This window comes from Frankia sp. QA3 (assembly GCF_000262465.1).
In the GTDB taxonomy this organism is placed as follows: Bacteria; Actinomycetota; Actinomycetes; order Frankiales; family Frankiaceae; genus Frankia.
Genome location: NZ_CM001489.1, coordinates 1,156,963 through 1,179,654, shown reverse-complemented (window position 1 = coordinate 1,179,654; position 22,692 = coordinate 1,156,963). Strand labels below are relative to the sequence as shown.

The following is a 22,692-nucleotide window of genomic DNA, read 5'->3' as shown; positions in this document are numbered from 1 at the left end:
GGGCCCGGCCAGCGTCACCGCCAGCGCCGTCGGTCGACCGCAGGTCGGGATGAGCACGTCCAGCCCGCCCGCCGGCGGCCGGCGAGACGCCGAGGCAGGCCCGGTCACGGCAGGCCCGGTCACGGCAGGCCCGGTCACGGCAGGCCCGACCCTGGCAGACGTGGTCACGGCAGCGCCGCCCCGCGCCGGATGCGGCCCAGCAGGTCCGACGTCGACCGGTCCGCGACGTAGTCGACGAAACGCACCTCGCCGCCCAGCGCCCGGACCAGCGGTGCCTCGGCGAGCATCGACTCGGTGTAGTCGCCGCCCTTGACGTAGACGTCGGGCCGCAGGGCGCGCAGGAGCTGCGCCGGGGTGTCGTCGTCGAACACGACGACGTGGTCGACGGCGGCGAGGGCGGTGAGCACCGCGAGCCGGTCGGCCAGCCCGTTGATCGGACGGTCCGGGCCCTTGAGCCGCCGCACGCCGGCGTCGCTGTTGACGGCGACGACGAGGACGTCGCCGAGGCGGCGGGCGGCATCGAGGTAGGCGACGTGACCGGCGTGGATGACGTCGAAGCAGCCGTTGGTGAACACGATCCGCCGGCCCCGGGCCCGGTGCGCCACGACCGCGTCGGCGAGCCCCGCGGCGTCCACAACGACCCCGCCGACCCCGCCGACCCCGCCGACCAGAACGGACCCGCCGGACCCGCCGGCTGCCGGGTCGTCGAGGTAGTCGTCGCCGGCGGCGAGCAGTCGGGCCCGCAGATCCGCCGCCGAGCAGGTGCCGGTGCCCGGCGTGGACACGGCGGCGCAGGCGGCGAGCGAGGCCAGCCCGGCGGCGGCGCGCGGTGCGGCGCCGGCGGCGAGGGCGAGGACCATCGCGGCGATGAAGGTGTCGCCGGCGCCCGAGGTCCGCTCGTCGGGGGCGTCGGTGCCGGCCGGCAGGTGCCACGGCTCGTCGTCCTGGGTCAGCACGACGACGCCGTCCCGGTCGAGGGTGACCGCGGCGAGCCGGGCGCCGCTGGCCGCGAGGATCGGCCCGGCGCAGCGGCGGACGGTGCCGACCCGGTCGCGGGCGAACGCGTCGCGGGCGTCGTGCGGCAGCAGCGGCACGACCTCGCCGGCGTTCGGCTTGACCAGATCGGGCCGGGCCGCCGCCCAGCGGGCCGGGTCGTGGGCGTCGACGACGAGCCATCGCCCCGCCGCGTGCGCCGCCGCACCGACCCTGTCGATCAGCTCCGGCGTGTACATCCCGGCGCCGTAGTCGCAGGCCAGCACGGCGCAGGCGGCCGGCGCCGACGCCGCGACGCGGGCGGCGAGCGCGGCGGCCGTGGCGGGCGCGGGCGGGGTCTCATCGCCGGTGTCGCAGCGCAGGTGCAGGTGGCTGCCCGAGCAGATCCGCCGTTTGGCCAGCGTGGCGCGGCCCGGCTCCGCCACGAGGCCGTCGGTGCCGACCCCGCCCGCGTCGAGCAGCTCGCCGAGGCGCCGGCCGTCCGCGTCGTCGCCGACGATGCCGACCAGGCGGGCGCGCGCGCCGACGACCGACACGGCGAGCGCCGCGTTGCCCGCCCCACCCGGGGACTCGTTGCGGGCCGTCACCGACACGACCGGCACCGGGCCCTCCCGGGACAACCCCCGCGGTGGCCCCCACAGCCAGGCGTCGAGCATCGCGTCGCCGACGACGAGCAGGTCGAGGTCGGCGAACCGGTCGAGCAGGCCGCGCAGCCCGCCATCGGCCGCTGCGGCCCAGCGCCGCCCCGCGCCGGTCATGCGGGCCTGCGGGCGCAGAGACCCAGCGCGGCGGCGGCGACCTCGGCTGGCGCCAGGTCCAGGCATTCCTGCTCGAACGGGCAGGTGAAGGCACGGCACGGCGAGCACGGCGTCTCCCGGCGCAGCACGACGGCGCGGGTGGCGCGCGGGCGGTACTCGGCCTCCCGTTCGGTACCGGCGAAGAGGGTGACGACGGGCGCGCGCACGGCGTCGGCGAGGTGCGCGCCACCGGAGTTGTTCGTGACGGCGACCGCCGCCCCGCTCAGCAACGCGGCCAGCGCCGGCAGGTCGAGGGATCCGGCGAGCCCTTGCCCGGCCGGCCCGGCCCCGGCGCGCACCCGGTCGACCAGCGCCGCCTCGCCCCGCGTCCCGGCGACGAGGACGCGCAGTCCCGCGCCCGCGAGCAGGCCGGCGACCTGGGCGAACCGGTCGGGATCGTAGCGCCGCGACGAGCAGCTCGCGCCGGGCAGCAGCACCACGTACGGGCCGGCCTCGACCAGCGGGCGCACCCGGGCCCGTGCCTGCGTCGGCACGGTGAGGCGGGGATGGCCGTCGGCGGCGGGCAGGCCGGCGCGGCGCAGCAGCAGCAGCGCCCGGTCGACCTGGTGGACGCCGCCCGGCAGGTCGTCCACCCAGTGGGTGAGCAGCGCGCCGCCGAACTCCCGCGACGCGCCGACCCGCACCGGAACCCCGGCCAGCGCGCACACGAACGCGGCGGGCCACGGGGACTGCGAGAACGAGGTGAAGATGACGGCGGCGTCGTAGCGGCGCGCGGCGAGCGTGTCGACGAGTCGGGCCTGCTCGCCCGGTTCGACGGGCCGCCCTCCGGCGTCCTGCCAGCACACCGAGGCGACGAGCGCCTCGTCCACGTCGTCGATGAGCGGGGCGGCGGCGACGCCGGCCGGGGAGGTCAGCAGGTCCAGCCCCGCCGTGGGCGCCGCGGCCCGCAGCGCCCGCAGCGCCGGGGTGAGCAGCACGACGTCGCCGAGGTTGTCCGGGCGCACCGCCAGGATCCGGCGGGCGGCGGCGAGATCCAGCGGGCCACCGCGGCCGGCCGCCGGATGCGCGGCTCGTGGCACATCCGGCCGTCGCGTCGATCCCACGCCTGCCTCCCCTCCGTCGGCAGCGCTCCCCCGCCCAGTTCCCGAGCCCTCGGCAACAAAACTGCTACTCTCCGTAATTTCCTGTGGTGCCGTCCGCCTCGGCCCGCAGCCGTGGAGGCGCCGCCGTCCTGGATGGTCGCCGCGATCCTGGATGGTCGCCGCGGTCCTGGATGGTCGCCGCGGTCCTGGATGGTCGCCGCGGTCCTGGATGGTGATGCGCCGCGGGAGCGGGTAGGGCCTCCCGCATGCCCGGGAGAGCTCGCCGAGGCGCGCCGGAGGCACCGGCCGGACCACCCGCCGCCCGCCGGCACCGACCGGCGGCAGGCCGGTGCCGGCCACGGGTCGCCCTCGTCTGCGGCAACCTCGCCACCGCCGAGGACGGCGTCGCCGACTACACCGTGCGCCTCGCCGCGGCGCTGCCCGGCGACGTCGAACCCGTGCTGGTCACCTCCGGCCGCCTCGACGGCGACACCGGCGCGCTGCCGGTGGTCGCCACCGGACGAGGCTGGGGGCCGGCGGGTCTGCGCGCCGCCGCGACGGCCCTGCGGCGCCTGCGGCCGGACGTCGTCCACGTGCAGTTCGCGCCGTCGGCGTTCGGGTTCTCCCCGGCCCCGGGCCTGCTGCCCGTCCTGACCGGGGTGGCCGCCCCCTGGGTGGCCACGCTGCACGAGTACGGCTGGTGGGCGTGGCCGTCGCGGCTGCCGGCGGCGCTGTGGCGGGCACCGGAACGGCGTGGCTGGTGGGATCGGGAGACGCTGACCCTCGTCCCGCGGGCCCAGGCGCTGGTCGTCACCAACCCCGACCATGCCGCCACCGTGCGCGCCCGCTTCGGCCGGATCGCCCAGACGGTGCCGGTCCCCGCGAACATCCCCCGCGTCGCCCCGCTCGCCGCGGGCCCGGCGGCCGCGGCGCGGACGGCGGCACGCGCCCGGCTGCACGCCCGGCTCGGCGCGCCGCCCGACGCCGAGGTGGCGGTGTTCTTCGGTTTCGTCCACCCGGTGAAGGGCGTGCGCTACCTGATCGAGGCGGTCGCCGCGTTGCGCGCGCAGCGGCCGCGGCTGCGCCTCGCGGTCGTCGGCGGATTCACCTCGCTCGCGCTGCCCGTGGCCGAGGCGGCGGCGTTCCGCCGCGAACTCGCCGAGCACGCCCACGCCGCCGGCGCCGGCGACCTGGTCACCTTCACCGGGCATCTGCCGGCCGAGGAGGTCTCGGAGATCCTGGCCGCGGCCGACGTGTGCGTGCTGCCGTTCACCGCCGGGGTGACGACGAAGAGCGGGGCGCTGGCCGCCGCTCTCTCCCACGGGCTGGCGACGATCGTCACCGCCGCGGATCCGCCCGATCCGGCGCTGATCGACGGCCGGACGGTGCTGGTCGCCGACCGGGTGCGCGACCCTGCACCGCTGGCCGGCGCGCTGCGCCGGGCGCTGGGCGATCCGGCGCTGCGGGCGCGGCTGGCGGCCGGCGGGCAGCGCCTGGTCGCCGACCGCTCGTGGCAGGCGATCGGCGCGGCGCACACCCACCTGTACCGCCGGGTGCTCGCGGGCGCAGGCCCGCCACCCCGATGACCGCGACCCCGATGACCGCCGCGCGGGGCGCGGAGATCGGCGAGATCCTCTTCGTCGAGCTGCTGGGCGGCATCGGCGACCTGCTCATCGCCCTGCCCGCGATCCACCTGCTCGCCGACAGCAAGCCCGGCGCACGGCTGCGGGTGCTCACCTTCACCCCCGCCGCCGAGCTGCTGCGCGGCGACCCGAGAGTGGCCGAGGTCCTCCCACTGACCGACCATCACGCCCACGCCGTGCACACCGCCGTCCGCGACGCGGTGACGCGACGGCGACCGGATCTCGCGGTGACGACGACCCGGCACAGTGGCGTGCCGGCGGCGATCAGGGCCGGTCGGCCCCGCTTCGCGGTGACGGATCTGTGGCGCGGCCCCGGCCCGCACGAGCCGATCGGCGACCGGTACGTGCGACTGCTCGCCGCCGACGGCTGGATCCGGCTCGCCGACGACGCCCGCCAACCCGCGGGGGGCCAGCCCGAGCCGGGCCTGACCGGCCGGTTCCCGCCAGGGCGGGTGGCTCTGGACGCCGGGGAGCTCGCGGCGGGGCGGCGCCGGCTCGCCGCGCTCGGCGGCGCCGGGCCCGCCGGGCCCGGTGGGGCCGGTGGGGCCGGTAGGGGCGCGCCCGTGCTGCTGGTCCCCGACGTGGGCATGGCGGTCAAACGGTGGTCGGCGCCGCGCTGGGCCCAGCTCGCCCGCCTGCTCGCCGCCCGCGGGCACCCGCTGCTACACCCGCACGGGACGGCGGTGCCGGGAGCGGTGGCGGTGCCCGCGCTGTCGCTGCGGGAGCTCGCCGGGCTGTGCGCGGCCGTGGCGGAGTGCGGGGGCGTCGTGGTGGGCGGCGACACGGGTCCGGTGCGCGTGGCGGCCGCGGTCGGCGCCCCCACCGTGGCGTTGTTCGGGCCCAGCCCTGCCGGGCGCTACGGGCTGGCCGGCCTCGGGGCGATCATCGGCGTCGGCCGCCCGCGGCGCGCTCGCGGCGCGGACCTGCAGGGCCTGCCGGGCTGCCCGGTCCGCCGCCCGCTCGCGATCACCGAGCAGGAGTGCTGGTGGACGGCCCGCTGCCCGCTGTCCCCGGACGGCCCGGCCTGCCTGGCTGACCTGAGCGCCGAGCGGGTCGCCCGCGCTGTCGCCGCGGCCACCGGCGCGGCGGCCGCCTGACCGGCCAGGAGCGTCAGGGCCAGCCGGACCGGTGACGCAGGACGGGCCGAGGCAGACGGCGGGGCCGCCCGGGCGGCGCCCGACACCCCTCGACCGTCCCCGCAACCCCCTATCCACACCTAGCTACGGAGAGTAGTAGTTTTGGCGACGTTCGCCAGGGCAGCCCAGTATCCGTGACCGGACAGACCGTTCCCGTGTGCAACTCGAATGTCCTGCCGCAGGCTTGCGCGCTTGAAGTGCCCGAACGGGTGCGGGTGGTGCTGTTCGACCGGGACGGGACGCTGTGCGTCGACGTGCCCTACAACGGCGATCCCGATCGGGTGGAGCCCGTCGCGACGGCCTCGGCGGCGCTGCGGCGGCTGCGCGCGGCCGGCGTGCCGACGGCCGTCGTGTCGAACCAGAGCGGCATCGGACGCGGCCTGCTCACCGGCCGTCAGGTCGACGCGGTCAACCGCCGGCTCGACGATCTGCTCGGCGGGCTCGGCCCGGTCCTCGTCTGCCCGCACGCCCCGGACGCCGGCTGCCCCTGCCGCAAGCCCGCCCCCACGCTGCTGCTCGCCGCCGCCGGCCGGCTGGGCGTGCACCCCCGCGACTGCGCGTTTGTCGGGGACATCGGCGCGGACATGGCCGCCGCCGCGGCGGCCGGCATGCGCGGCGTGCTCGTGCCGACGCCGATGACCCGGGCCAGCGAGGTCGCCGCGGCCAGCGAGGTCGCCGCCGACCTGCTCACCGTCGTCGACCGGCTGCTCGGCGACGGCGCGGCGGCGCGGGTGGGGCCGTGAGCGGGCGGGTCCTCGTCGCCCGGCTCGACAGCGACGGCGACGTCCTGCTGTCCGGACCGGCGGTCCGCGCGGTGGCCGCGCGGGCGGCGCGCGTCACGCTGCTCGTCGGACCCCGCGGGCGGGCCGCCGCCGGCCTGCTGCCCGGCGTCGACGAGGTGCTCGTCTGGCGCTGCCCCTGGATCGACCCGACGCCGCCGCCGGTGCGCCGCGACGACGTCGACGGCCTCGTCGACCGGCTCGCCGCCGGCCGCCACGACGAGGCGCTGATCCTCACGTCGTTCCACCAGAGCCCGCTGCCGCTCGCGCTGGTGCTGCGGATGGCCGGTGTCGGGCGCATCGCCGCCGCCGCCGAGGACTATCCCGGCACGCTGCTCGACGTCCGTCACCGGCTGCCCGAGCGCGGGCTGCACGAGGTGGCGCGCGCGCTGTCGACGGCGGCGGCGCTGGGCTACCCGCTGCCCGCCGGCGACGACGGCATGCTGGCGATCCGCCGGCCGCTGCCCGACCCGACGCCGCTGGTCGGCGCGGTCCCGCCGGGGGCCCGGCCCTACGTCGTGCTGCATCCGGGGGCCTCGGTGGCCGCCCGGCGCTGGCACGCGGCGGGTTTCGCCGCACTGGCCCGCCATCTCACCGGTCGCGGCCACCGGGTCGTGGTGACCGGCGCGGCGGACGAGACGCCGTTGACCGCCGCCGTCGCCGGCCGGCTGCCGGGGGTGCGCGACCTCGGCGGACGCACGGACCTCGCGGCGCTCGCCGGCGTGCTGGACCGGGCGGGGGCGGTCGTCGTCGGCAACACGGGACCCGCGCATCTCGCGGCGGCCGTGGCCACGCCGGTCGTCTCGCTGTTCGCCCCGACCGTCCCGGCGGAACGATGGCAGCCGCACACCCCGCGCCGGGTGCTGCTCGGCGACCAGGACATCGGCTGCGCCGGCTGCCGGGCCTGGGACTGCCCGGTGCCCGGCCACCCCTGCCTGAGCCGGGTCGAGCCGGGCGAGGTCGTCGCCGCCGTCGAGACCCTCCTCGCCACCGCCACCGCGCCGGCCGGCCCGGCCGTGGCCGCCGGCCCGACCAGCCCGGAAGCCCTGGAGGCATCCCGATGAACGTCTCGATGGTCTCCGAGCACGCCAGCCCGCTCGCCGCCCTCGGCGGGGTCGACGCGGGCGGACAGAACGTGCACGTCGCCGCCCTCGCGACGGCGCTGGCTCGCCGCGGCGTCGAGGTCACCGTGCACACGCGGCGCGACGATCCCGAGCTGCCCCGGCATGTGCGCCACGGCGCCGGCGTGCGGATCGACCATGTCCCCGCGGGGCCGGCGTGCTACGTGCCCAAGGACGAGCTGCTGCCCTACATGGACGGTTTCGCCGCCGACCTGCACCGCCAGTGGCAGTGCCAGCGCCCGGACGTCGTCCACGCGCACTTCTGGATGTCCGGCCTCGCCGCGCTGCGCGCCGCCCGCCCGCTCGGCGTCCCCGTCGTGCTCACCATGCACGCCCTCGGTGTGGTCAAGCGCCGCCACCAGGGTCGCAAGGACACCTCGCCGCCGGCGCGCATCGCGCTGGAACGCCGGCTCGTCGCCGACGTCGACCATCTCGTCGCCACCTGCACCGACGAGGTCTTCGAACTCATCCGGATGGGCGCGCCCCGGCAGCGGATCAGCGTGGTGCCGTGCGGGGTCGACCTGTCCCTGTTCACCACCCACGGCCCGGCCGCAGCGAGGTCGGCCGACCGCGTCCGGCTGCTGTCCGTCGGCCGGCTGGTGGAACGCAAGGGCGTCGGCAACGTGATCAGCAGCCTGCCGCACCTGCCGCGGGCCGAGCTCGTCGTCGCCGGCGGGCCGGCCCCGGCGGGCATCGACCGCGACGCGGAGGTGGGCCGGCTGCGCCGGCTCGCGACCGAGCTGGGCGTCGCCGACCGGGTGCGCTTCCTCGGCCGGGTCGACCACGCCGAGCTGCCGGCGCTGTACCGCGGGGCGGACGTCGTCACCTGTGTGCCCTGGTACGAGCCGTTCGGCATCGTCCCGTTGGAGGCCATGGCCTGCGGGGTACCCGTCGTCGCCTCCGCCGTCGGCGGCCTCGTCGACACCGTCGTGGACGGCATGACCGGCCTGCACGTCCCGCCCCGCTCCCCGGAACGGATCGCCGAGGCCCTCGCCGAGCTGATCGACGATCCGGCGTGGCGGCGCGAACTCGGCGCGCAGGGCGCCCTGCGGGCCCGCTGCCTGTTCTCCTGGGACCGGGTGGCCGCGCTCACCCTCTCCGGCTACGAGCGGCTGGCCGCGTGCGGCCCGGGGCGTCTCGGCGCCCCCGACCTGCCCGCGAGGGTATGACGATGGCTGCGCATCGCGACCCGTGGCCGGCCGCGACCGCCCGGCCGGGCCCGCAGGGGTCCGCCAGCTCCGGCCGCCGGCCGCTGCCGTCGGGGCACGAACATGTCGCCGCGCTTCGCCGCGCGCTGGACGACGTCGACGTCGACCGGCTCACCGCCTGGGGTGCGCGCCTCGCCGCCGTCCTGCCCGCCGGCGGGCGGCTGCTCGCCGCCGGCAACGGCGGTTCGGCCGCCGAGGCCCAGCACCTGACTGCCGAGCTCGTCGGCCGTTTCCGCGACGACCGGCCGCCGATGTCCGCGATCGCCCTGCACGCCGACACCTCCTCGCTCACCGCGATCGGCAACGACTTCGGCTACGACGACGTGTTCGCCCGCCAGGTCCGCGCCCACGGCCGGCCGGGGGACGTGCTGGTCCTGCTGTCCACCTCGGGCCGCAGCGCCAACCTGCTGCGCGCGGCCGAGGCCGCCCGCGAGCTGGGCATGGCGATCTGGGGGCTGGTCGGCGCGGCGGACAGCCCGCTCGCGACCGCCTGCGACGAGGTCGTCGCGTTCGGATCCATCTTCCCCGGCGCGGCGTCGACGGCCACCGTGCAGGAGACCCATCTCGTCTCCGTGCACCTGCTCTGCGCGGCCTGTGACGCGGCGCTCGGCGTCGCCCCGGTCCGCTCGTCGACCGCCGGTTCCCAACCCGCCGACTCCCAGCCCGCCGGGCCTTCACCCACCGGGCCTTCACCCGCCGGGTCCTCGCCCGCCGGTTCCTCGCCCGCCGGTTCCTCGCCGGTCACGCGGGCGGGGACTGCCGGCCGGCCGCGTTCGGGACCGCTGGTGATCGTCGGCGACGCGTTGCTGGACCGGGACGTCGCCGGCCGGGTGGAGCGGCTGGCTCCCGACGCGCCGGTTCCCGTCCTCGACGAGACCGCCGACACCGCCCGACCGGGCGGGGCGGGCCTGGCCGCGTTGCTGGCCGCGGGTAACGGCGCCGACGTCGTGCTCATCACCGCGCTGGCCGGCGACGAGGCCGGCCGGCGGCTCGCCGCGCTGCTCGCCGACGCCGGGATCGCCGTGGTCGACCTCGGCCTGACCGGCACGACCCCGCAGAAGATCCGGCTGTGCGCCGGCCCGAACACCCTGCTTCGGCTCGACCGCGGCGGCGGCGGCCCGGTCCGCGGCGGACTGCCCGACGCCGGCCGGCGGACCCTGGCCGCCGCCCGGGGCATTCTCGTCAGCGACTACGGCCGCGGGCTGGTCCGCGAGCGGTCGGTGACGGCAGCCCTCGCGGGCCGGACAGGTGGAGTGCCGCTCGTCTGGGATCCGCATCCGCGCGGCGGCGAGCCATGCCGCGGCGCCACGCTGGTCACCCCGAACCTCGCCGAGGCCCGGACGTTCACCGCCGCCACGCCGGCGCGCCCCGATCCCATCGCCGAGGCCACCGCCCGCGGCCGCCGGCTGGTGGCCCGCTGGGGCGCCGGCGCGGTGGCGGTCACCCTGGGCGAGCGGGGCGCCGTGCTCGTCGGCCCGGCGGACGGTCCGCCCCTCGTCGCGCCCACCGAGCCTGTCGCCGCCGACCCGTGCGGCGCCGGGGACCGCTTCGCCGCGACCGCCGCGGCCCTGCTGGGCGCGGGGGCGCTGCCGTCGGAGGCGGTCGTCGCCGCGACCCGGGCAGCCGGCGCGTTCCTCGCCGCCGGCGGCGTGTCGGCGACGCCTCCCGCGCCGGGACGCCACACCGACGGCGGGATCGGCATGGCGGCGGCCCGGGAGGTGGTGCGGCGTACCCGCGCCCGCGGCGGCGTGGTGGTCAGCACCGGTGGCTGCTTCGACCTGTTGCACGCCGGCCACGTCAGCGTCCTCGCCGCCGCCCGCCGGCTCGGCGACTGCCTCGTGGTCTGCCTGAACAGCGACGCGTCCGTCCGCCGGCTCAAGGGGCCGGACCGGCCGCTGGTGAGCGAGGCGGATCGGGCTGCCGTGCTGTTGGCCCTGGGCAGCGTCGACGCGGTCGTCGTCTTCGACGACGACACGCCGGCGCCGGTCCTGACGCAGCTGCGCCCGGACGTGTTCGCGAAGGGCGGCGACTATGCGGCCGGCGACCTGCCGGAGGCGAAGGTGGTCGAGTCGTGGCAGGGGCAGGCGGTCGTCCTGCCCTACCTCGCCGGCCGTTCCACCACATCGATGATCAGAGAGGCGGTGCGCCGTGGCGGCACCTGACGTGACCCTCGACGCGAGGACGACGAACCCGTCGCCGGCACGTGGCCCGGCGGGTCTCCCCGGCGGCGTCGGGACGATCCTCGTCTCCGGCGGGGCCTCGGGGCTGGGGGCCGCGGTCGTCGCGGCCGTGCGCGACGCCGGGGGAACTCCCCTCGCCCTCGACCGGATGCCGGTCCCGTCCGCCGAGCACGAGATCGTGGACCTCGCCGACGGCCGGGCGACGGAGCTCGCCACCCGGCGGCTCGTCGAGCGGACCGGCGGCCGGCTCGACGGCGTGTTCACCGCGGCGGGAACCGACCGCCCGGCACCGTTCGGCGCGCTGGACGGCGCCGGCTGGGAACGCATCGTCGGCGTGAACCTGCTCGGCACGGCGGCGGTGATCCGCGGCGCGCTGCCGCGCCTGGAGGCGTCGGCCGGGCGGATCGTGACCTGCGCGTCCACCCTGGGGCTGCGGGTCGCGGGCGACGCGTCGGCGTACTGCGCGTCGAAGTTCGGCATCGTCGGGTTCACCCGGGCCCTCGCCGAGGAGTTCAAGGGCCGCCTCGGCGTGACGCTGCTCGTTCCCGGCGGGATGACCACCGCCTTCTTCGACGACCGCGAGGAGCAGTACAAGCCCGGCCCCGACGCCAAGCTCAACCGGCCCGAGGACGTCGCGCGCACGGTGCTGTTCGCCCTGGCCCAGCCCCCCGGCTGCGAGATCAGGGAGCTGGTGGTGACGTCGTCCTGGGAGACGTCCTACCCTTGAGCGCCGGCTTTTCCAAGCCCGACGACGTTCCCGTGACCGACGACGTTCCCGTGACCGACGACGTTCCCGTGACCGACGACGTTCGCGGGGACGCCGCGCGGCGGGACGCCCGGCGCGGGCGCCTCGTGGTGCTGCGGGCCCTCGGCCTCGGTGACCTGCTCACCGGCCTGCCCGCGCTGCGCGGCCTGCGCCGGGCGGTCCCGGGCGTGGACATCGTGCTCGCCGCGCCCCGCTGGCTGGAGCCGGTGGCGCTGCTGTCCGGGGCCGTCGACGCCGTGCTCGACACCGCAGCACTCGGACCGGTGCGGGCCACGCGCCCGGAGCTCGCCGTCAACCTGCATGGCCGCGGCCCGCAGTCCACCGCCGCGCTGCGCGCCACCCGGCCGCGCGCGCTGTGGGCATTCGACCTGCCGGACGGCCCGCGGTGGGAGGCCGCCGGGCGGGCCGGGGCGGGGCACGGGGGCGCGGTCCTGCCGGGGGAACACCCCGAGGAGCGCGAGGTGGCGCGGTGGTGCCGGCTGCTCACCGCGTACGGCGTGCCCTGTGACCCCCACGACCTGACGCTCGCGCATCCCGAGGACCTCAGGCTCGCCCGCCCGCGCGGGCTCAGGGTGGCGGGTGCCGGCGTGACGGTGGTGCATCCTGGCGGGGCGGCGCCCGCGCGGCGCTGGCCGGTCGAGCGATGGGTGCGCGTGGCCCGCGGACTCACCGACCGTGGGCACCGCCTCGTCGTGACTGGCGGGGCGACGGAGTCGGCACTCGCCCGGCAGGTGGCGGACGGGGCCGGGCTCGGCCCCGCGGCCGTGCTGGCCGGAGCCACCGACCTGCTCGACCTGTGCGCACTCGTCGCCGAGGCCCGGCTCGTCATGGCCGCCGACACTGGCGTCGGCCATCTCGCCACCGCCTACGGGACCGCCTCCGTCCTCGTCTTCGGGCCGGTACCGCCGGCGGTCTGGGGGCCGCCGCCGGGCCGGCCCCAGCACCGTGCCCTGTGGGCGGGCCGGCGCGGCGACCCGTTCGCCCCGACACCCGACGCCGGCCTGCTGGCCCTCACCCCGGCGGACGTCCTGGCCGCCGTCGACGAACTCGCGACCCCCGCCCGGACCCGCACACGTTGAGCTCCGGCCTGCCGGTGCACCCCGTGACACGCGGCCAGGGTGGCACGCGGGCAGGGCAGGGTGGCACGCGGGCAGGGCAGGGTGGCACGCGGGCAGGGCAGGCGCGCGAGGCGAGCTGGCGGGTTGCCCCGCAGTCCGTTCACCGACGCCGTGTTGACGATCGACGCGCCGTCCGGCAGATGCGCCAGGGCCGCCCTGGTCACCCAGAAGAAGCTGCGGATGTTCGCCGCAGAGGTGCGCGAAGGGCTAGACGAGTACGTCTCATCGGCTGGCGGAACCGTCATCATCGTGATCACCGGGCCAGGGGTGTCGTCGATCATCGGACCCGGGCATCGTCCCACCCGCCACCGACAGAAAACCGCCACGAACCACCAGACCGGATCGCCTTCGTCCCCGATCCGGCCCCGGCCTGCGATCCGCCTTCGCCCCCGATCCGGAACCTCGACCTGACCCCGAAGCCGAAAGCCGATCATGGTGTTCCGCGGAACCGGCTCCTCGACCCGGACCCGAAGCCGACAGCCGGCAGCCGGCAGCCGGCAGCCGGCAGCCGGCAGCCGGCAGCCGATCATGGTGTTCGGCGGAACCAGCTCAACGGTCCCCCGCCACCCCCGCCGCACGCCAGGCGATGCCCCTCAGAGCCCTCTCTGCCCGCCCGGCCACCACCAGCCCGGACTTCGGCCGCTGCCCGCGTCGTCCGCCACCGCATCCTGCCGGCTCATCCTGTTGGGGGCCTCTCAAGGGCTTCTGTTCCCACCGGCCGAAGCAAACCTCCCCCGGCTTCCGAAAGGCCGGTGTCACATAACGCGGCATTCCGCGGACGGGGTTTTGGCGGCCGGACGACGGGTCATCCTGGCTGCATGACCACAGCAATCGAAGCGCAGAGGTACCTCAAGGGTGTCGACTATCCGGCCGATCGCTCGACGATCGTGAAGAAGGCGAAGGAGAACGGCGCGGACGAATCCCTCATCCGGACTTTGGAAAATCTGCCGGACCGGGAGTACAACGGCCCGAACGCAATCTCCAAGGAACTGTCCGGGAAATCCTGACCGGTAACTGGTCATCGAACGCGGCACAGCCAGGTGGTCGGGCCGGGGCAACCGCCTACCGGCCCGGCCCCGAGCATTGCCGCACCGCCGGCGTCACGGGTTGGCCGGCGTCACGGGTTGGCCGGCATCGAGCCGACCTATCCGAACTACCCCTCCCCGGTCATTCTCGTGTCACCTAGGACGATCTCGACCAGAACGGAAAGTCGGCGTTCCGGCACACTAGGAGTCTGTGCGGTATCCGGCCGCGGAAACCTGCCGCAACGGCGTGATGGGTCCCGAGAAACGATCAGACGGCGTGCACGACCGCCTCGGCGAGGAAGAATCCCGCGACGAGCAGGACGACGACCCCGACCGCGATCAGTGTGATCATCATCGGGGTGCGGTTGGGTGTGCCGGGGTCGGCGTTGGGCTGCTCGCCGCTGACCGCCCCGCCGGTGGAGTCCTCGGCGGGCGGGGTCTCCCCCGGGGGCACGCCACCCCCGGGTTCGAGGCCGGGGGTGCGGGCCGGGTCGGGGTCGACGGGCGAGCCGGCGGCGCGGGATCGCGCACCGGCGCGGGCATGGGCATGGGCATGGGCGGGGCCGGCCGGTTCCGGACCCGAGCGGACGAGATGGTTCTGGTCGGGTGTCATGACCTCGGCGTGCCCGCCTCGGGCCGGACAACCCGCCCGGCCTGACGCCGAGCCCCGCGCCCCCGGTCCCGTTCGGGCGTCCACGTACGGTCCACGTCCGGCCGCGGGTACCGATGGCACCGGCTAGGGGGCGCCGTAGAGCCGCTCGATGTCCCGGCTGAGGGTGTCGAACCAACGGCCGATGTCCTCGGGGATCGCGGTGACCCGCTGCCTGGCCGACTCGACCGCGCGTTCGCCCTTGCGGCCGAGCATCCCCGCCATCGGCACGATGTTCCCCTTGATCATCGAGTAGAGCCCGTTGACCGACGGGTCCGGCGACAGCGCGTGGGCGAGCACCGGGTCCCAGCCGGCCGGGTCGGAGGCGAACTCGGCGATGCCCAGGTAGGGACCGGTGCCGATCCGGGCGAGGTCGGGCAGGTAGTCCAGGGCGGCCGAGCCACGGGAGGTGCCACCGGTAGCGAGGACGTCCGCCACGGCGTCGCGGGACGCCTTCGAGGCGAGCTCGGCCAGCCGCTCGGTCTCCGGATGACCGCCGAGACGCGCGTCGCCGAACGTCCGCCACTGCTGGCCCAGCGCGTTGCGGACCTCGATGCCGTGCGCGTTGTAGTGGTCGTGCACGGTCTTGAGCAGCAGGCTCGCTGCGGTGTCGCGCAGCAGCGGCCCGAAGATCGTGGCCGCCAGGATGGCTCCGGAGGGGGCCGTGACGACGTTGTAGGGCAGCCGGCCGTCGGCGTAGGCGCAGCGGGCGCACGCATCGTAGATGTGGGCACGGTTGCGGGTGAAGAACTCCGCGCAGATGGTGCGGCCGGCGCTGCCAGAGATGAGGTGACCGGCGGCGAAGGCATCGGTGAGGAAGTGGTCGGAGAACGCCGAGGCGAGCCAGGCCTGGGCCTCGAACCGCTCCCCCGCGCCGGCGGTGGAGCCGGCATCGGCGACGCCGCCCGGGGTGGCGGACAGGGCCGGGTCGGGCCGGCCGGGAGCGGCCGCCGCCGCGGCTGCCTCGGTCGGCGGCAGCGCCGGGCGGGCGGCGGCGGAGCCCGCTGGCAGGCCCGCCCGCACGCTCGCCGCCTCCCCGCCGCTGATCGCGGCGGGCGGCGCGCCCGGGTGGCGGGCCTGCCATGCCTCGCGGGCGAGGTCCAGGGCGAGCTGGTGCTTGGGGATCCAGTTCTGCCGGATGTTCTCCGGGGAGAAGTGCGCCGCGTTCTCGGCGGCGAGGTCGAGAAAGCCGGCCTGCGCGTCGGGCGCGTCGCTCTCGACGTGCTCACCGCCGGAGACGGCGCCGTGCCGGCCGTCGGCGGCGTCGGCGTCGCCGGCCAGCGGCGCGACCGGTAGGCCGACCCGGTCGTGACCCGTCGTCGCCATCTCGTAGTCGGCGTTGTTCTGGTTGACCTGGTCCTGGGTCGGCGCATAGGCGACCCCGCCCGGTGCCGCCGGATCGGGGTGCGCCGCCGCCTGGCGGCGTTCCCGTTCCATCACGTCGAGCACGGAGCGCAGCTCGGACGCCGGTGCCTGCAACAGCGCCTCCGGTGACCGGTAGAAGTCGCCGGACAACGCGACGATCTGCCCGTAGGTCAGCTCGACGCCGTTGGGCAGCCGGACGCGGCGCCCGTCGCCGCCGTGGGCGTCACCGAGCTGGCGGTGTTCCCACGCCTCGTACCGGCGTGGGGTCCCCGCCGGCAGGGTCTGTGCCGGCCGGGCGGGCAGGCCGCGGACGGCCGCGTCGGCGGCGATGTCCGCGTCCACCTCGGCGGCGATGTCCGAGGGGACGATGGACGTGACGGCGCTGCCCGCGCCCGCGGCGGCCCGGCGGACCGCGCCGCCGGCACCGACCGGGCCGGTGGAGCCACGCCGGTCGGTGCCACCGGCTGACTCCGTCGCGCCGGCGGTGGCCCGCCGCTGCTGGACGACATGCGCCAGCTCGTGGGCGATCAGCCGGTCCCCGGCGGCCGTGCCGGGCGCGTACCGGCCGGGAGCGAAGTGCACCTGCTCGCCGTGCGTGACGGCGTGGGCGTTCCCACCGGCCAGGGTGGAGTCGGCTACCAGGCGCACGCCGGAGAAGTCCGTGCCGAACAGGCCGCCGAAGCGGTGCAGGGTCACGGCGACCGCCACGTTCCCGGCGCTGCGCTGCAGATTCAGCAGCGCGGCCACCGGACCGGATTGCGGATCGGATTGCGGATCGGCGCGACGGCGGCCACCGGAGGCGTCGCCGGACCGGGCGTGCGGGGGCCGAGCCGGCGCCGAGCCCGCCGTCGGGGCCTGGACCGGCGGAACGCGGGTGGGGATCGGGGCCACCCGCGGCACACGGGGGCGCGGGTTCGGGCGCTGCATCCTGCCATCGTCGGGCCGGATCCCGGGCGCCGGCGCCGCGCGCCGCCACGTTGCCCGTTCGACAGCCCGATCAGGCAGGTGCCGTGTCCCGTCCGGGCCGCCCGCGCCAGGAGGAACCGCCCGCCGGTCACGCCGCGGGGTCGGCCGGGACGGCGACCCCGACCACGGGCCCGACCACGGGCCCGACCACGGGCCTGGCCAGCGCCTGCGCAGGGGTCAGACCGCGTCCGGCGCCGGGGACCGCTCGCCCCCGGCCGGCGCCGCGGCCGGCTCCGCAGCCGCCTGAGCAGCCGATCCCTCCTGCGGCTGGGCGGGTAGCTGGGCGGGCGGGCGCGGCGCCGACTCCGGGCGGCCGGGGAGGAGCAGGCCGGCGGTCAGGATGATCACGATGGTGCCCAGCGCGAACCAGTAGACCCCGTGGAACCCGGCCACGCCGGTGCCGTCGCCCACGGTGGCCAGGATGAGGGTGACCACGGCGATGCCGATCGCGGCGCCGAGCTGGTTGAGGATGTAGAGCACCGAGCTGCCCTGCGGCACCGAGGCCGGCGGCAGCGTCCGGTACAGCGAGCCCATCGTGGGGGCGCCGACGAAGCTCAGCCCCAGCCCGACGACGAACGCGGCGAGCGCCGGCCAGACCTCGGCGGTGTGCGCCCCCACCCGGGTGAACGCGAATTCGCCGACGGCGGCGACGAGCGCCCCGGCGCGGACGAGCCGCCGGGCGCCGAGCCGGTCGGACAGCCGGCCGGCCAGCGGCATGCCGGCGATGGCGGCGACCGCGAACGGCGCGACGAGCAGCCCGGAGGCGAGCGGGCCGCGCCCGTGCTGCTGCTGGTAGTACAGCGGCAGCACGAACAGGTTCGCGAACATGGTCAGACCGACAAGCGTCATGATCGTGACGCTGGCCGAGAAGCCGCCGCTGGTGAACAGCCGCAGGTCGATCAGCGGCGGCGTGCGCCGGGCGGCGGCCGGGCGCAGGGCGTGTCCGGCGTAGCCGGCGAGCAGGGCGACGGCGGCGGCCAGCGGGAGCAGCACCTGCCAGGCGGCGATGGTCGTGCGGTCCGCGGCCTGGGACAGCGCCAGGACCACCGCGGCGAAACCCGGGCCGAGCAGCGCCGCCCCGCCGACGTCGAGCCGGGTGCGCGGCGCCTCGCCGGTCGCCACGTCGCGGGGGATGACCCGCAGCGCCCCGAGCATCGCGACGACCCCGATCGGCAGGTTGATCAGGAACATCCACCGCCAGGAGAAGTTCGCCAGCACGACGCCGCCGACTATGAGGCCGAGGACCGGGCCGGCCGAGAGGACCATGCCCATCAGCCCCATCACCCGGCCCGCCCGGCGGGGGCCGGCGGCGCGGGCCAGCAGTGTGAGCACGAGCGGGTCGAGGATGCCGGCGGCCAGCCCCTGCAGGACCCGGAAGACGATCAGGCTGCTCACGTTCCAGGCCAGCCCCGAGGCGAGCGAGGCGGCCAGGAAGGCGACGAGGCCGGCCAGCCACAGCCGGCGGGCGCCGAACCGCTCGACGGCCCAGGTGGTGACCGGGATGGCGACGGTGAGCGCCAGCAGGTAGCCGGTGGAGACCCAGCCGATCGTGCTCAGCGCCGCGTCGAACCGAGCGGCCAGGGTGTCGACCCCGACGGCCACCATCGAGCCGTCGAGAATCCCCATGATCCCGCCGAGGAGGACGACGCCGATCAATCGCCGCAGCGCGGGATCGAACCGGCCCTCGTCCAGCACCTGAGCCATTTCCGTCACCTTTCGAGTACCTGATAGTGCACTAGCTGGTGCACTCTAACAGGTGTTCCCGTTCAACCGGAACGGGTTGGCCCGGTTAACTGCACCAACCAGTGCAGACGGATGGGGGTGATGCGATACGGTGGCCTGATGACGGGCAGGACGCCAGCCGCGGCCGCCGGAGCGGACAGCGCGGCCCCGGGGTCGCGCGCCCGGCCGGGTGCGCGCGGTCGGATCGACAAGCGCCAGGCGATCCTCACCACCGCGTTCGTGGTGTTCGCCCGCGAGGGATACGCGCAGGCCACGCTGGACGCGATCGCGGCCGAGGCGCGCGTCGCCAAGCACACGATCTACAATCATTTCGGGGACAAGCAGACCCTGCTGCGCGCGGCGATCGCCGCCGAGGCGGACCGGGCGATGGCGAGGAACCTCGCGGCCGTCGACCGGCTACGCGACCACGACGGCGACCTGCGCGCGGCGCTGGAGGACGTGGGCCGCCAGCTCGTCGAGTGTTTCTGCGACGAACGCGCCTGGGCGCTGCGGCGCCTGCTCTACGCGGAGATCGCCCAGTTCCCGGACCTGCTCGACATCGTCTCCGGCCGAGCGACGGACCCGGTCACCGAGGCGCTCGCCGACCGCCTGGCCCGCCTCTCCCTGGCCGGCCACCTGCGCGCGGGTGATCCGGCCGCCGCGGCCGAGCAGCTCGCCGCCCTGCTCACCGGCTCGCTGGAGGCCCGCTGCCGCTACGGCACCCGGGTCATCCCCGCCGCCGAGCAGCACGCCGTCGCCCGCGCCGCGGTCGACACCTTCCTGCACGTCTTCGGCACCGGCTCCGCCGAGACGGCCGCGCCGGCCTGACCCCGCCGGTTGGGCGTGCCGGGCATCCGCGCCAGTACGACCCGGTGGACGGCCGCGAGCCAGCACGCGCCGAGGAAGGCGCCGCCGAGCACGTCGCTGGGATGGTGCATGCCGCGGTAGGTCCGGCAGAACCCGACGAGCACCGGCACGGCGACCGCGGCCACCACAGCCACGACCAGCACGACCCCGACCCACCATGACCGGGCCGACGCCGGGTGCCCCCCGTGGCCGCTGCCGCCCCGGCCCACGCTGGCGTGGCTCAGGCCGTCCTGGTCCGGACCGCCATGGCCCGTACCGCCATGGCCCGTACCGCCATGGCCCGTACCGCCATGGCCCGTACCGCCATGGCCCGTACCGCCGTGGCTCGCTCCACCCTGGCCGACGCCGCCGGAGCCGGCCGGTCGCCCAGGTCGGGCGTCGGTGGCGAGCCGGCGCAGCACGAGCGCCAGCCCGCCGTACAGGCACACCGCGGCGGCGGTGTGCCCGGACGGGAAGCTGGCCAGCGGATCCCCCTGGTCGAGCCGGGGCACCGCGGGGCGCGGCCGGTCCACGAGGGTGTTGGACAGCTCGTAGACGGCCGTCTCCCCGCCGGTGAGCAGGATGACTCCCGCCGGCAGCCACCAGCGCCGCGTCCACCACCCGGCGACCGCCGCCAGCGCCGCCGTCGCGGCGATGACCGTCCAGGTGTCGGCGAGGTAGGTCGCCGCCTCGGTGAGGCGGACCAGCCCGCCGGTGCGATGGTCGGCGAGCCAGCGCTCGGCGTCGGTGTCCCAGCCGCGCACCTGGCCGGGACCGTGGACGATCAGAGCGCCGGTGCCGGCGAGGATGAGCACGAGCAGCCCTGCCACCGCCACAAGACGGCCGCCCAGGCCGAGGAGAGATCGCACGGATCAGTACCTCTCCACAACGCATGCACCGGACACCTCCCACACGGTGCCACCCGGGTCCGACAGGAATGTGCGGACCACCCATCGGCCTGCGGCGCTCGCTCGTGACGGCTCAGTCAGCGACCTCGATCGTCCCCGTCGCCCTCGTCCTGGCGCGGGCGGTGGTCCTACTCTGGTCCACGGGACGCAGACCCCCGGCGGCCACGCCCGCGGGGCGGCGAGAATCGAGCACCGACATGTGCAGCGATACGCAGGTCACGGGCCACGAGCGCGACGCGGCGGCGGAGACCTTCGACAGCCCTGAGGCGAGGGAGCTCCTGACCGCGGCGACCGCCGTGGTGGTGGGCGTCGGGGCGCTCGGAAACGAGGTCGCCAAGAACCTCGCGCTGGCCGGAGTGGGTCGACTGGTGCTCTGCGATCCCGACACCGTCGCCGCGACGAACCTCAACCGCACGGTCCTGTTCCGGCCCGACGACGTGGGCCGGCCGAAGGTGGAGGCCGCACGCGACGCACTGGCCCGGCTCGCGCCGACCGTCCGCGTCGACGCACGCCCGGCGGAGCTCAGCGCCGGGGTTGGTCTCGGCGAACTCGCCGACGCCGACGTCACGCTCGGCTGCCTGGACAGCCGGCGGGCGCGCCTGCGCCTGCTCGGCCGCGCCGCGCTTGTCGACGCGCCGCTGGTCGACGGCGGCACCCAGCCGTGGGGCGGCGAGGTGCGGGTTCGGCTGTCCGCGGCTGAGCCGTGCTACGCCTGCTCGCTCACCCCGCAGAAGCGCGCCGTCTCCGACGTGCCGTGGAGCTGCGCCGACCTGGCCTCGACCGGGCCCGCCCCCGCGTCGGTCCTCGCCACCGCGATCATCGCCGGCTGGATGACGGCGTCAGCGCTACCGATCATCCTCGCCCGCCGCGGACCGGGCCGGGCTGCGGCGGCTGACGGCGTCGGCCGTGGTGTGCCGGCGGCGCCCTTCCAGCTTCTGCGCATCGACGGCCTCGCCGCCACGACCACGCCGATCGGCCTGCGCCGGGATCCCGCCTGTCCGCACCATCACCCGCTCGCGGGCGTCGTCCATCCGTTGGCCCTCGGCGTGGACTCCTGCGTCGCCGACCTGCTGGCCCGGCTGCCGCCGGGCTCCGAACCCCTTGGCTGGGAGACCTTCCCGTTACCTGGCCAGTGCCGCGGATGCGGCGAGGGAGAGGAGTCGACGGACCCCGGGAAGGTCATGACGACCTGCCGGCGGTGCGGAAGGGTGAACCGGGCACGGCGCAGCGACCGGCTGCGCGACGCCGGGCCGGGGCGCGCGCTGCATGAACTCGGCGTGGCCCCCGGCGAGATCCTCGCCGTCCGCGACGCCGACGGCGCATGCCAGTGGTACCGCCTGGCGACCACGCCGTCTGCGCCCCGAACGGCCGTGTCTGACTGCCGGAACGACGTTGATCCGATCGGTTCTGTCGACGTCCGGTAGTCCGGGTCGGCCGGCCGGCGTGAACGTCGACGGCGGGCGGTCAGCCGGCCGTGGCCTCGAAGGCGACACGGAGTTGGTCGCCGTCTCTCACCCCAGCGTCGTGCAGAGTGCTTCCCTCGTCCAACCGCCTGACTTCGTTCTCCGGGCCCTCCAGGTCGACGACGGTGCTCCGGAACTCGCCAACGGATGCGTCCGCGTACTGCTGCGCGATCACCGTCTGGGCCACATTGCCCACAGTCTGGTTGGCCGGCGCGTCCAGCAGCCGGAACCGCCGGCCGTCGGGACCGCGCACATACAGCGCCCCGAGCATGTAGTCGGGGGCGCCCGGGGGCACGATCGTCCAGGAGAGATCGGTCGTGTCCAGAATCGCGCGGACGACCGCCGGATCCCCCTCGTCGACCTGGAAGGAGATCGCGTGCTCGGTCGACCAGACCTCGACCGGCGACAGCCCTGCGTCCGCCAGGCTCACGATCGCGTGTGAGCGCTCCTCCTCCGACGAGGCCCGGACGATGACATGGCAAGCCGAGGACTCCTCGTCCTGATGTTGCCTGCCCTGACGTTGCTCGTCCACCACAGCCAGAACCAGATTGGCCGCCGGACTCACGGCGACCTCGCCTTCGTCCGTGGCCTCCGCAAAGGGGGAAATACCCTTCCTCTCCCCGAGTGGTGCAAATACCTCATTGTATGGGTATACACGTAGCGCCGCCCGCAACAGCCTCCCGTCGGGGTCATCGATGATCCCCGAATCGAGTTCGAAGAAGACGATGTCCCACCACTGCTCCGGGTCGGCCGCGATGCCCCTGGCAGGCACCCGGTCCAATGGGTATCCCAACCGCCGGAGAAAAATCTCGGCGCCTGACTCGGCCCTGAAAAGGCGAGCGATCTCGCGGTGCAGCTCCTCGCGTTCGTCCACGGTGAGTCGGACGGCGCTGCTCGATCGCACCGGTTCGGACCGGATGTCGGACCGGTCGGGTGGTCTAGCGTCCTGCATGAGTGGCACCTC

The 22,692-nt window shown here is 76.2% G+C and carries 18 protein-coding genes and 1 pseudogene; 11 read left to right on the top strand and 8 right to left on the bottom strand.

The window, feature by feature from the left end:
* Positions 1-164: 164 nt before the first annotated feature.
* Positions 165-1,751: a D-glycero-beta-D-manno-heptose 1-phosphate adenylyltransferase gene (gene rfaE2, locus FRAQA3DRAFT_RS04630; RefSeq protein ID WP_009737904.1), complete on the bottom strand. Its 1,587-nt coding sequence runs from the start codon at positions 1,749-1,751 to the stop codon at positions 165-167.
* Positions 1,748-2,854 (bottom strand): glycosyltransferase family 9 protein, encoded by a 1,107-nt coding sequence (locus tag FRAQA3DRAFT_RS04625; protein ID WP_009737903.1) that lies wholly within the window; start codon positions 2,852-2,854, stop codon positions 1,748-1,750. The genes rfaE2 and FRAQA3DRAFT_RS04625 overlap by 4 nt, the downstream gene beginning before the upstream one ends.
* A gap of 245 nt (positions 2,855-3,099) precedes the next feature.
* Between FRAQA3DRAFT_RS04625 and FRAQA3DRAFT_RS04620 the strand changes: the two genes are divergently transcribed.
* The 8 genes from FRAQA3DRAFT_RS04620 to FRAQA3DRAFT_RS04585 all read left to right on the top strand — a co-directional run bounded on the left by FRAQA3DRAFT_RS04620 (position 3,100) and on the right by FRAQA3DRAFT_RS04585 (position 12,745).
* Positions 3,100-4,419, top strand: a complete 1,320-nt coding sequence (locus tag FRAQA3DRAFT_RS04620; protein WP_009737902.1) for a glycosyltransferase — start codon at positions 3,100-3,102, stop codon at positions 4,417-4,419.
* Positions 4,420-4,430: 11 nt separating this feature from the next.
* Complete coding sequence (locus FRAQA3DRAFT_RS04615; RefSeq protein ID WP_232291917.1) at positions 4,431-5,573, top strand: glycosyltransferase family 9 protein; 1,143 nt, start codon at positions 4,431-4,433, stop codon at positions 5,571-5,573.
* A gap of 194 nt (positions 5,574-5,767) precedes the next feature.
* Positions 5,768-6,355, top strand: a complete 588-nt coding sequence (locus FRAQA3DRAFT_RS04610) for an HAD-IIIA family hydrolase (RefSeq protein ID WP_051054548.1) — start codon at positions 5,768-5,770, stop codon at positions 6,353-6,355.
* A complete protein-coding gene (locus FRAQA3DRAFT_RS04605; RefSeq protein ID WP_009737899.1) occupies positions 6,352-7,455 on the top strand; it encodes a glycosyltransferase family 9 protein in 1,104 nt (367 codons plus the stop codon). Before FRAQA3DRAFT_RS04610 ends, FRAQA3DRAFT_RS04605 begins: the two co-directional genes overlap by 4 nt.
* Positions 7,452-8,681: a glycosyltransferase gene (locus FRAQA3DRAFT_RS04600; RefSeq protein WP_009737898.1), complete on the top strand. Its 1,230-nt coding sequence runs from the start codon at positions 7,452-7,454 to the stop codon at positions 8,679-8,681. The genes FRAQA3DRAFT_RS04605 and FRAQA3DRAFT_RS04600 overlap by 4 nt, the downstream gene beginning before the upstream one ends.
* 2 nt (positions 8,682-8,683) lie before the next feature.
* On the top strand, positions 8,684-10,882 hold the full coding sequence (locus FRAQA3DRAFT_RS31235; RefSeq protein WP_009737897.1) for a PfkB family carbohydrate kinase: 2,199 nt from the start codon (positions 8,684-8,686) through the stop codon (positions 10,880-10,882).
* Positions 10,883-10,958: 76 nt separating this feature from the next.
* Positions 10,959-11,627, top strand: a complete 669-nt coding sequence (locus FRAQA3DRAFT_RS04590) for an SDR family oxidoreductase (RefSeq protein WP_035922210.1) — start codon at positions 10,959-10,961, stop codon at positions 11,625-11,627.
* Between the two features lie 32 nt (positions 11,628-11,659).
* On the top strand, positions 11,660-12,745 hold the full coding sequence (locus FRAQA3DRAFT_RS04585; RefSeq protein ID WP_232291916.1) for a glycosyltransferase family 9 protein: 1,086 nt from the start codon (positions 11,660-11,662) through the stop codon (positions 12,743-12,745).
* A 122-nt stretch (positions 12,746-12,867) separates the two neighbouring features.
* Here the strand turns inward: FRAQA3DRAFT_RS04585 and FRAQA3DRAFT_RS38410 are convergent.
* Positions 12,868-12,984: pseudogene (locus tag FRAQA3DRAFT_RS38410) on the bottom strand (NAD(P)-dependent oxidoreductase); the annotation flags it as partial.
* Positions 12,985-13,602: 618 nt separating this feature from the next.
* Here FRAQA3DRAFT_RS38410 and FRAQA3DRAFT_RS04575 point away from each other — a divergent pair.
* The gene (locus FRAQA3DRAFT_RS04575) at positions 13,603-13,791 is read left to right on the top strand and encodes a DUF2795 domain-containing protein (protein ID WP_009737894.1); all 189 of its coding nucleotides are present in this window, start codon (positions 13,603-13,605) and stop codon (positions 13,789-13,791) included.
* A 286-nt stretch (positions 13,792-14,077) separates the two neighbouring features.
* Here FRAQA3DRAFT_RS04575 and FRAQA3DRAFT_RS36685 read toward each other — a convergent pair whose 3' ends face one another.
* From FRAQA3DRAFT_RS36685 to FRAQA3DRAFT_RS04560, 3 genes are all read right to left on the bottom strand, one after another.
* Positions 14,078-14,422, bottom strand: coding sequence for a DUF6480 family protein (locus FRAQA3DRAFT_RS36685; RefSeq protein WP_009737893.1), 345 nt, complete (start codon positions 14,420-14,422; stop codon positions 14,078-14,080).
* 123 nt (positions 14,423-14,545) lie between these two features.
* On the bottom strand, positions 14,546-16,570 hold the full coding sequence (locus tag FRAQA3DRAFT_RS34570; protein ID WP_232291915.1) for a DUF4157 domain-containing protein: 2,025 nt from the start codon (positions 16,568-16,570) through the stop codon (positions 14,546-14,548).
* A 396-nt stretch (positions 16,571-16,966) separates the two neighbouring features.
* Entirely contained in the window at positions 16,967-18,493 is a 1,527-nt protein-coding gene (locus FRAQA3DRAFT_RS04560) for a DHA2 family efflux MFS transporter permease subunit (protein ID WP_009737891.1), read from the bottom strand.
* 138 nt (positions 18,494-18,631) lie between these two features.
* Between FRAQA3DRAFT_RS04560 and FRAQA3DRAFT_RS04555 the strand changes: the two genes are divergently transcribed.
* The gene (locus FRAQA3DRAFT_RS04555; RefSeq protein WP_035922202.1) at positions 18,632-19,339 is read left to right on the top strand and encodes a TetR/AcrR family transcriptional regulator; all 708 of its coding nucleotides are present in this window, start codon (positions 18,632-18,634) and stop codon (positions 19,337-19,339) included.
* Here the strand turns inward: FRAQA3DRAFT_RS04555 and FRAQA3DRAFT_RS04550 are convergent.
* The gene (locus tag FRAQA3DRAFT_RS04550) at positions 19,225-20,226 is read right to left on the bottom strand and encodes a phosphatase PAP2 family protein (protein ID WP_009737889.1); all 1,002 of its coding nucleotides are present in this window, start codon (positions 20,224-20,226) and stop codon (positions 19,225-19,227) included. The genes FRAQA3DRAFT_RS04555 and FRAQA3DRAFT_RS04550 overlap by 115 nt on opposite strands.
* Positions 20,227-20,462: 236 nt before the next feature.
* Here FRAQA3DRAFT_RS04550 and FRAQA3DRAFT_RS31225 point away from each other — a divergent pair, with 236 nt between their 5' ends.
* Positions 20,463-21,689: a ThiF family adenylyltransferase gene (locus FRAQA3DRAFT_RS31225; RefSeq protein WP_009737888.1), complete on the top strand. Its 1,227-nt coding sequence runs from the start codon at positions 20,463-20,465 to the stop codon at positions 21,687-21,689.
* A 40-nt stretch (positions 21,690-21,729) separates the two neighbouring features.
* On the opposite strand, the gene FRAQA3DRAFT_RS04540 is transcribed toward FRAQA3DRAFT_RS31225, so the two are convergent.
* Positions 21,730-22,680 (bottom strand): effector-associated domain EAD1-containing protein, encoded by a 951-nt coding sequence (locus tag FRAQA3DRAFT_RS04540; RefSeq protein WP_009737887.1) that lies wholly within the window; start codon positions 22,678-22,680, stop codon positions 21,730-21,732.
* Positions 22,681-22,692 lie beyond the last annotated feature (12 nt).

Coding starts and splice junctions, on each gene's coding strand:
- rfaE2 (WP_009737904.1), bottom strand. CDS start 1,751: ATGACCGGCGCGGGGCGGCGCTGGGCCGCAGCGGCCGATGGCGGGCTG.
- FRAQA3DRAFT_RS04620 (WP_009737902.1), top strand. CDS start 3,100: ATGCCCGGGAGAGCTCGCCGAGGCGCGCCGGAGGCACCGGCCGGACCA.
- FRAQA3DRAFT_RS04615 (WP_232291917.1), top strand. CDS start 4,431: ATGACCGCCGCGCGGGGCGCGGAGATCGGCGAGATCCTCTTCGTCGAG.
- FRAQA3DRAFT_RS04600 (WP_009737898.1), top strand. CDS start 7,452: ATGAACGTCTCGATGGTCTCCGAGCACGCCAGCCCGCTCGCCGCCCTC.
- FRAQA3DRAFT_RS31235 (WP_009737897.1), top strand. CDS start 8,684: ATGGCTGCGCATCGCGACCCGTGGCCGGCCGCGACCGCCCGGCCGGGC.
- FRAQA3DRAFT_RS04575 (WP_009737894.1), top strand. CDS start 13,603: ATGACCACAGCAATCGAAGCGCAGAGGTACCTCAAGGGTGTCGACTAT.
- FRAQA3DRAFT_RS36685 (WP_009737893.1), bottom strand. CDS start 14,422: ATGACACCCGACCAGAACCATCTCGTCCGCTCGGGTCCGGAACCGGCC.
- FRAQA3DRAFT_RS04560 (WP_009737891.1), bottom strand. CDS start 18,493: ATGGCTCAGGTGCTGGACGAGGGCCGGTTCGATCCCGCGCTGCGGCGA.
- FRAQA3DRAFT_RS04555 (WP_035922202.1), top strand. CDS start 18,632: ATGACGGGCAGGACGCCAGCCGCGGCCGCCGGAGCGGACAGCGCGGCC.
- FRAQA3DRAFT_RS31225 (WP_009737888.1), top strand. CDS start 20,463: ATGTGCAGCGATACGCAGGTCACGGGCCACGAGCGCGACGCGGCGGCG.
- FRAQA3DRAFT_RS04540 (WP_009737887.1), bottom strand. CDS start 22,680: ATGCAGGACGCTAGACCACCCGACCGGTCCGACATCCGGTCCGAACCG.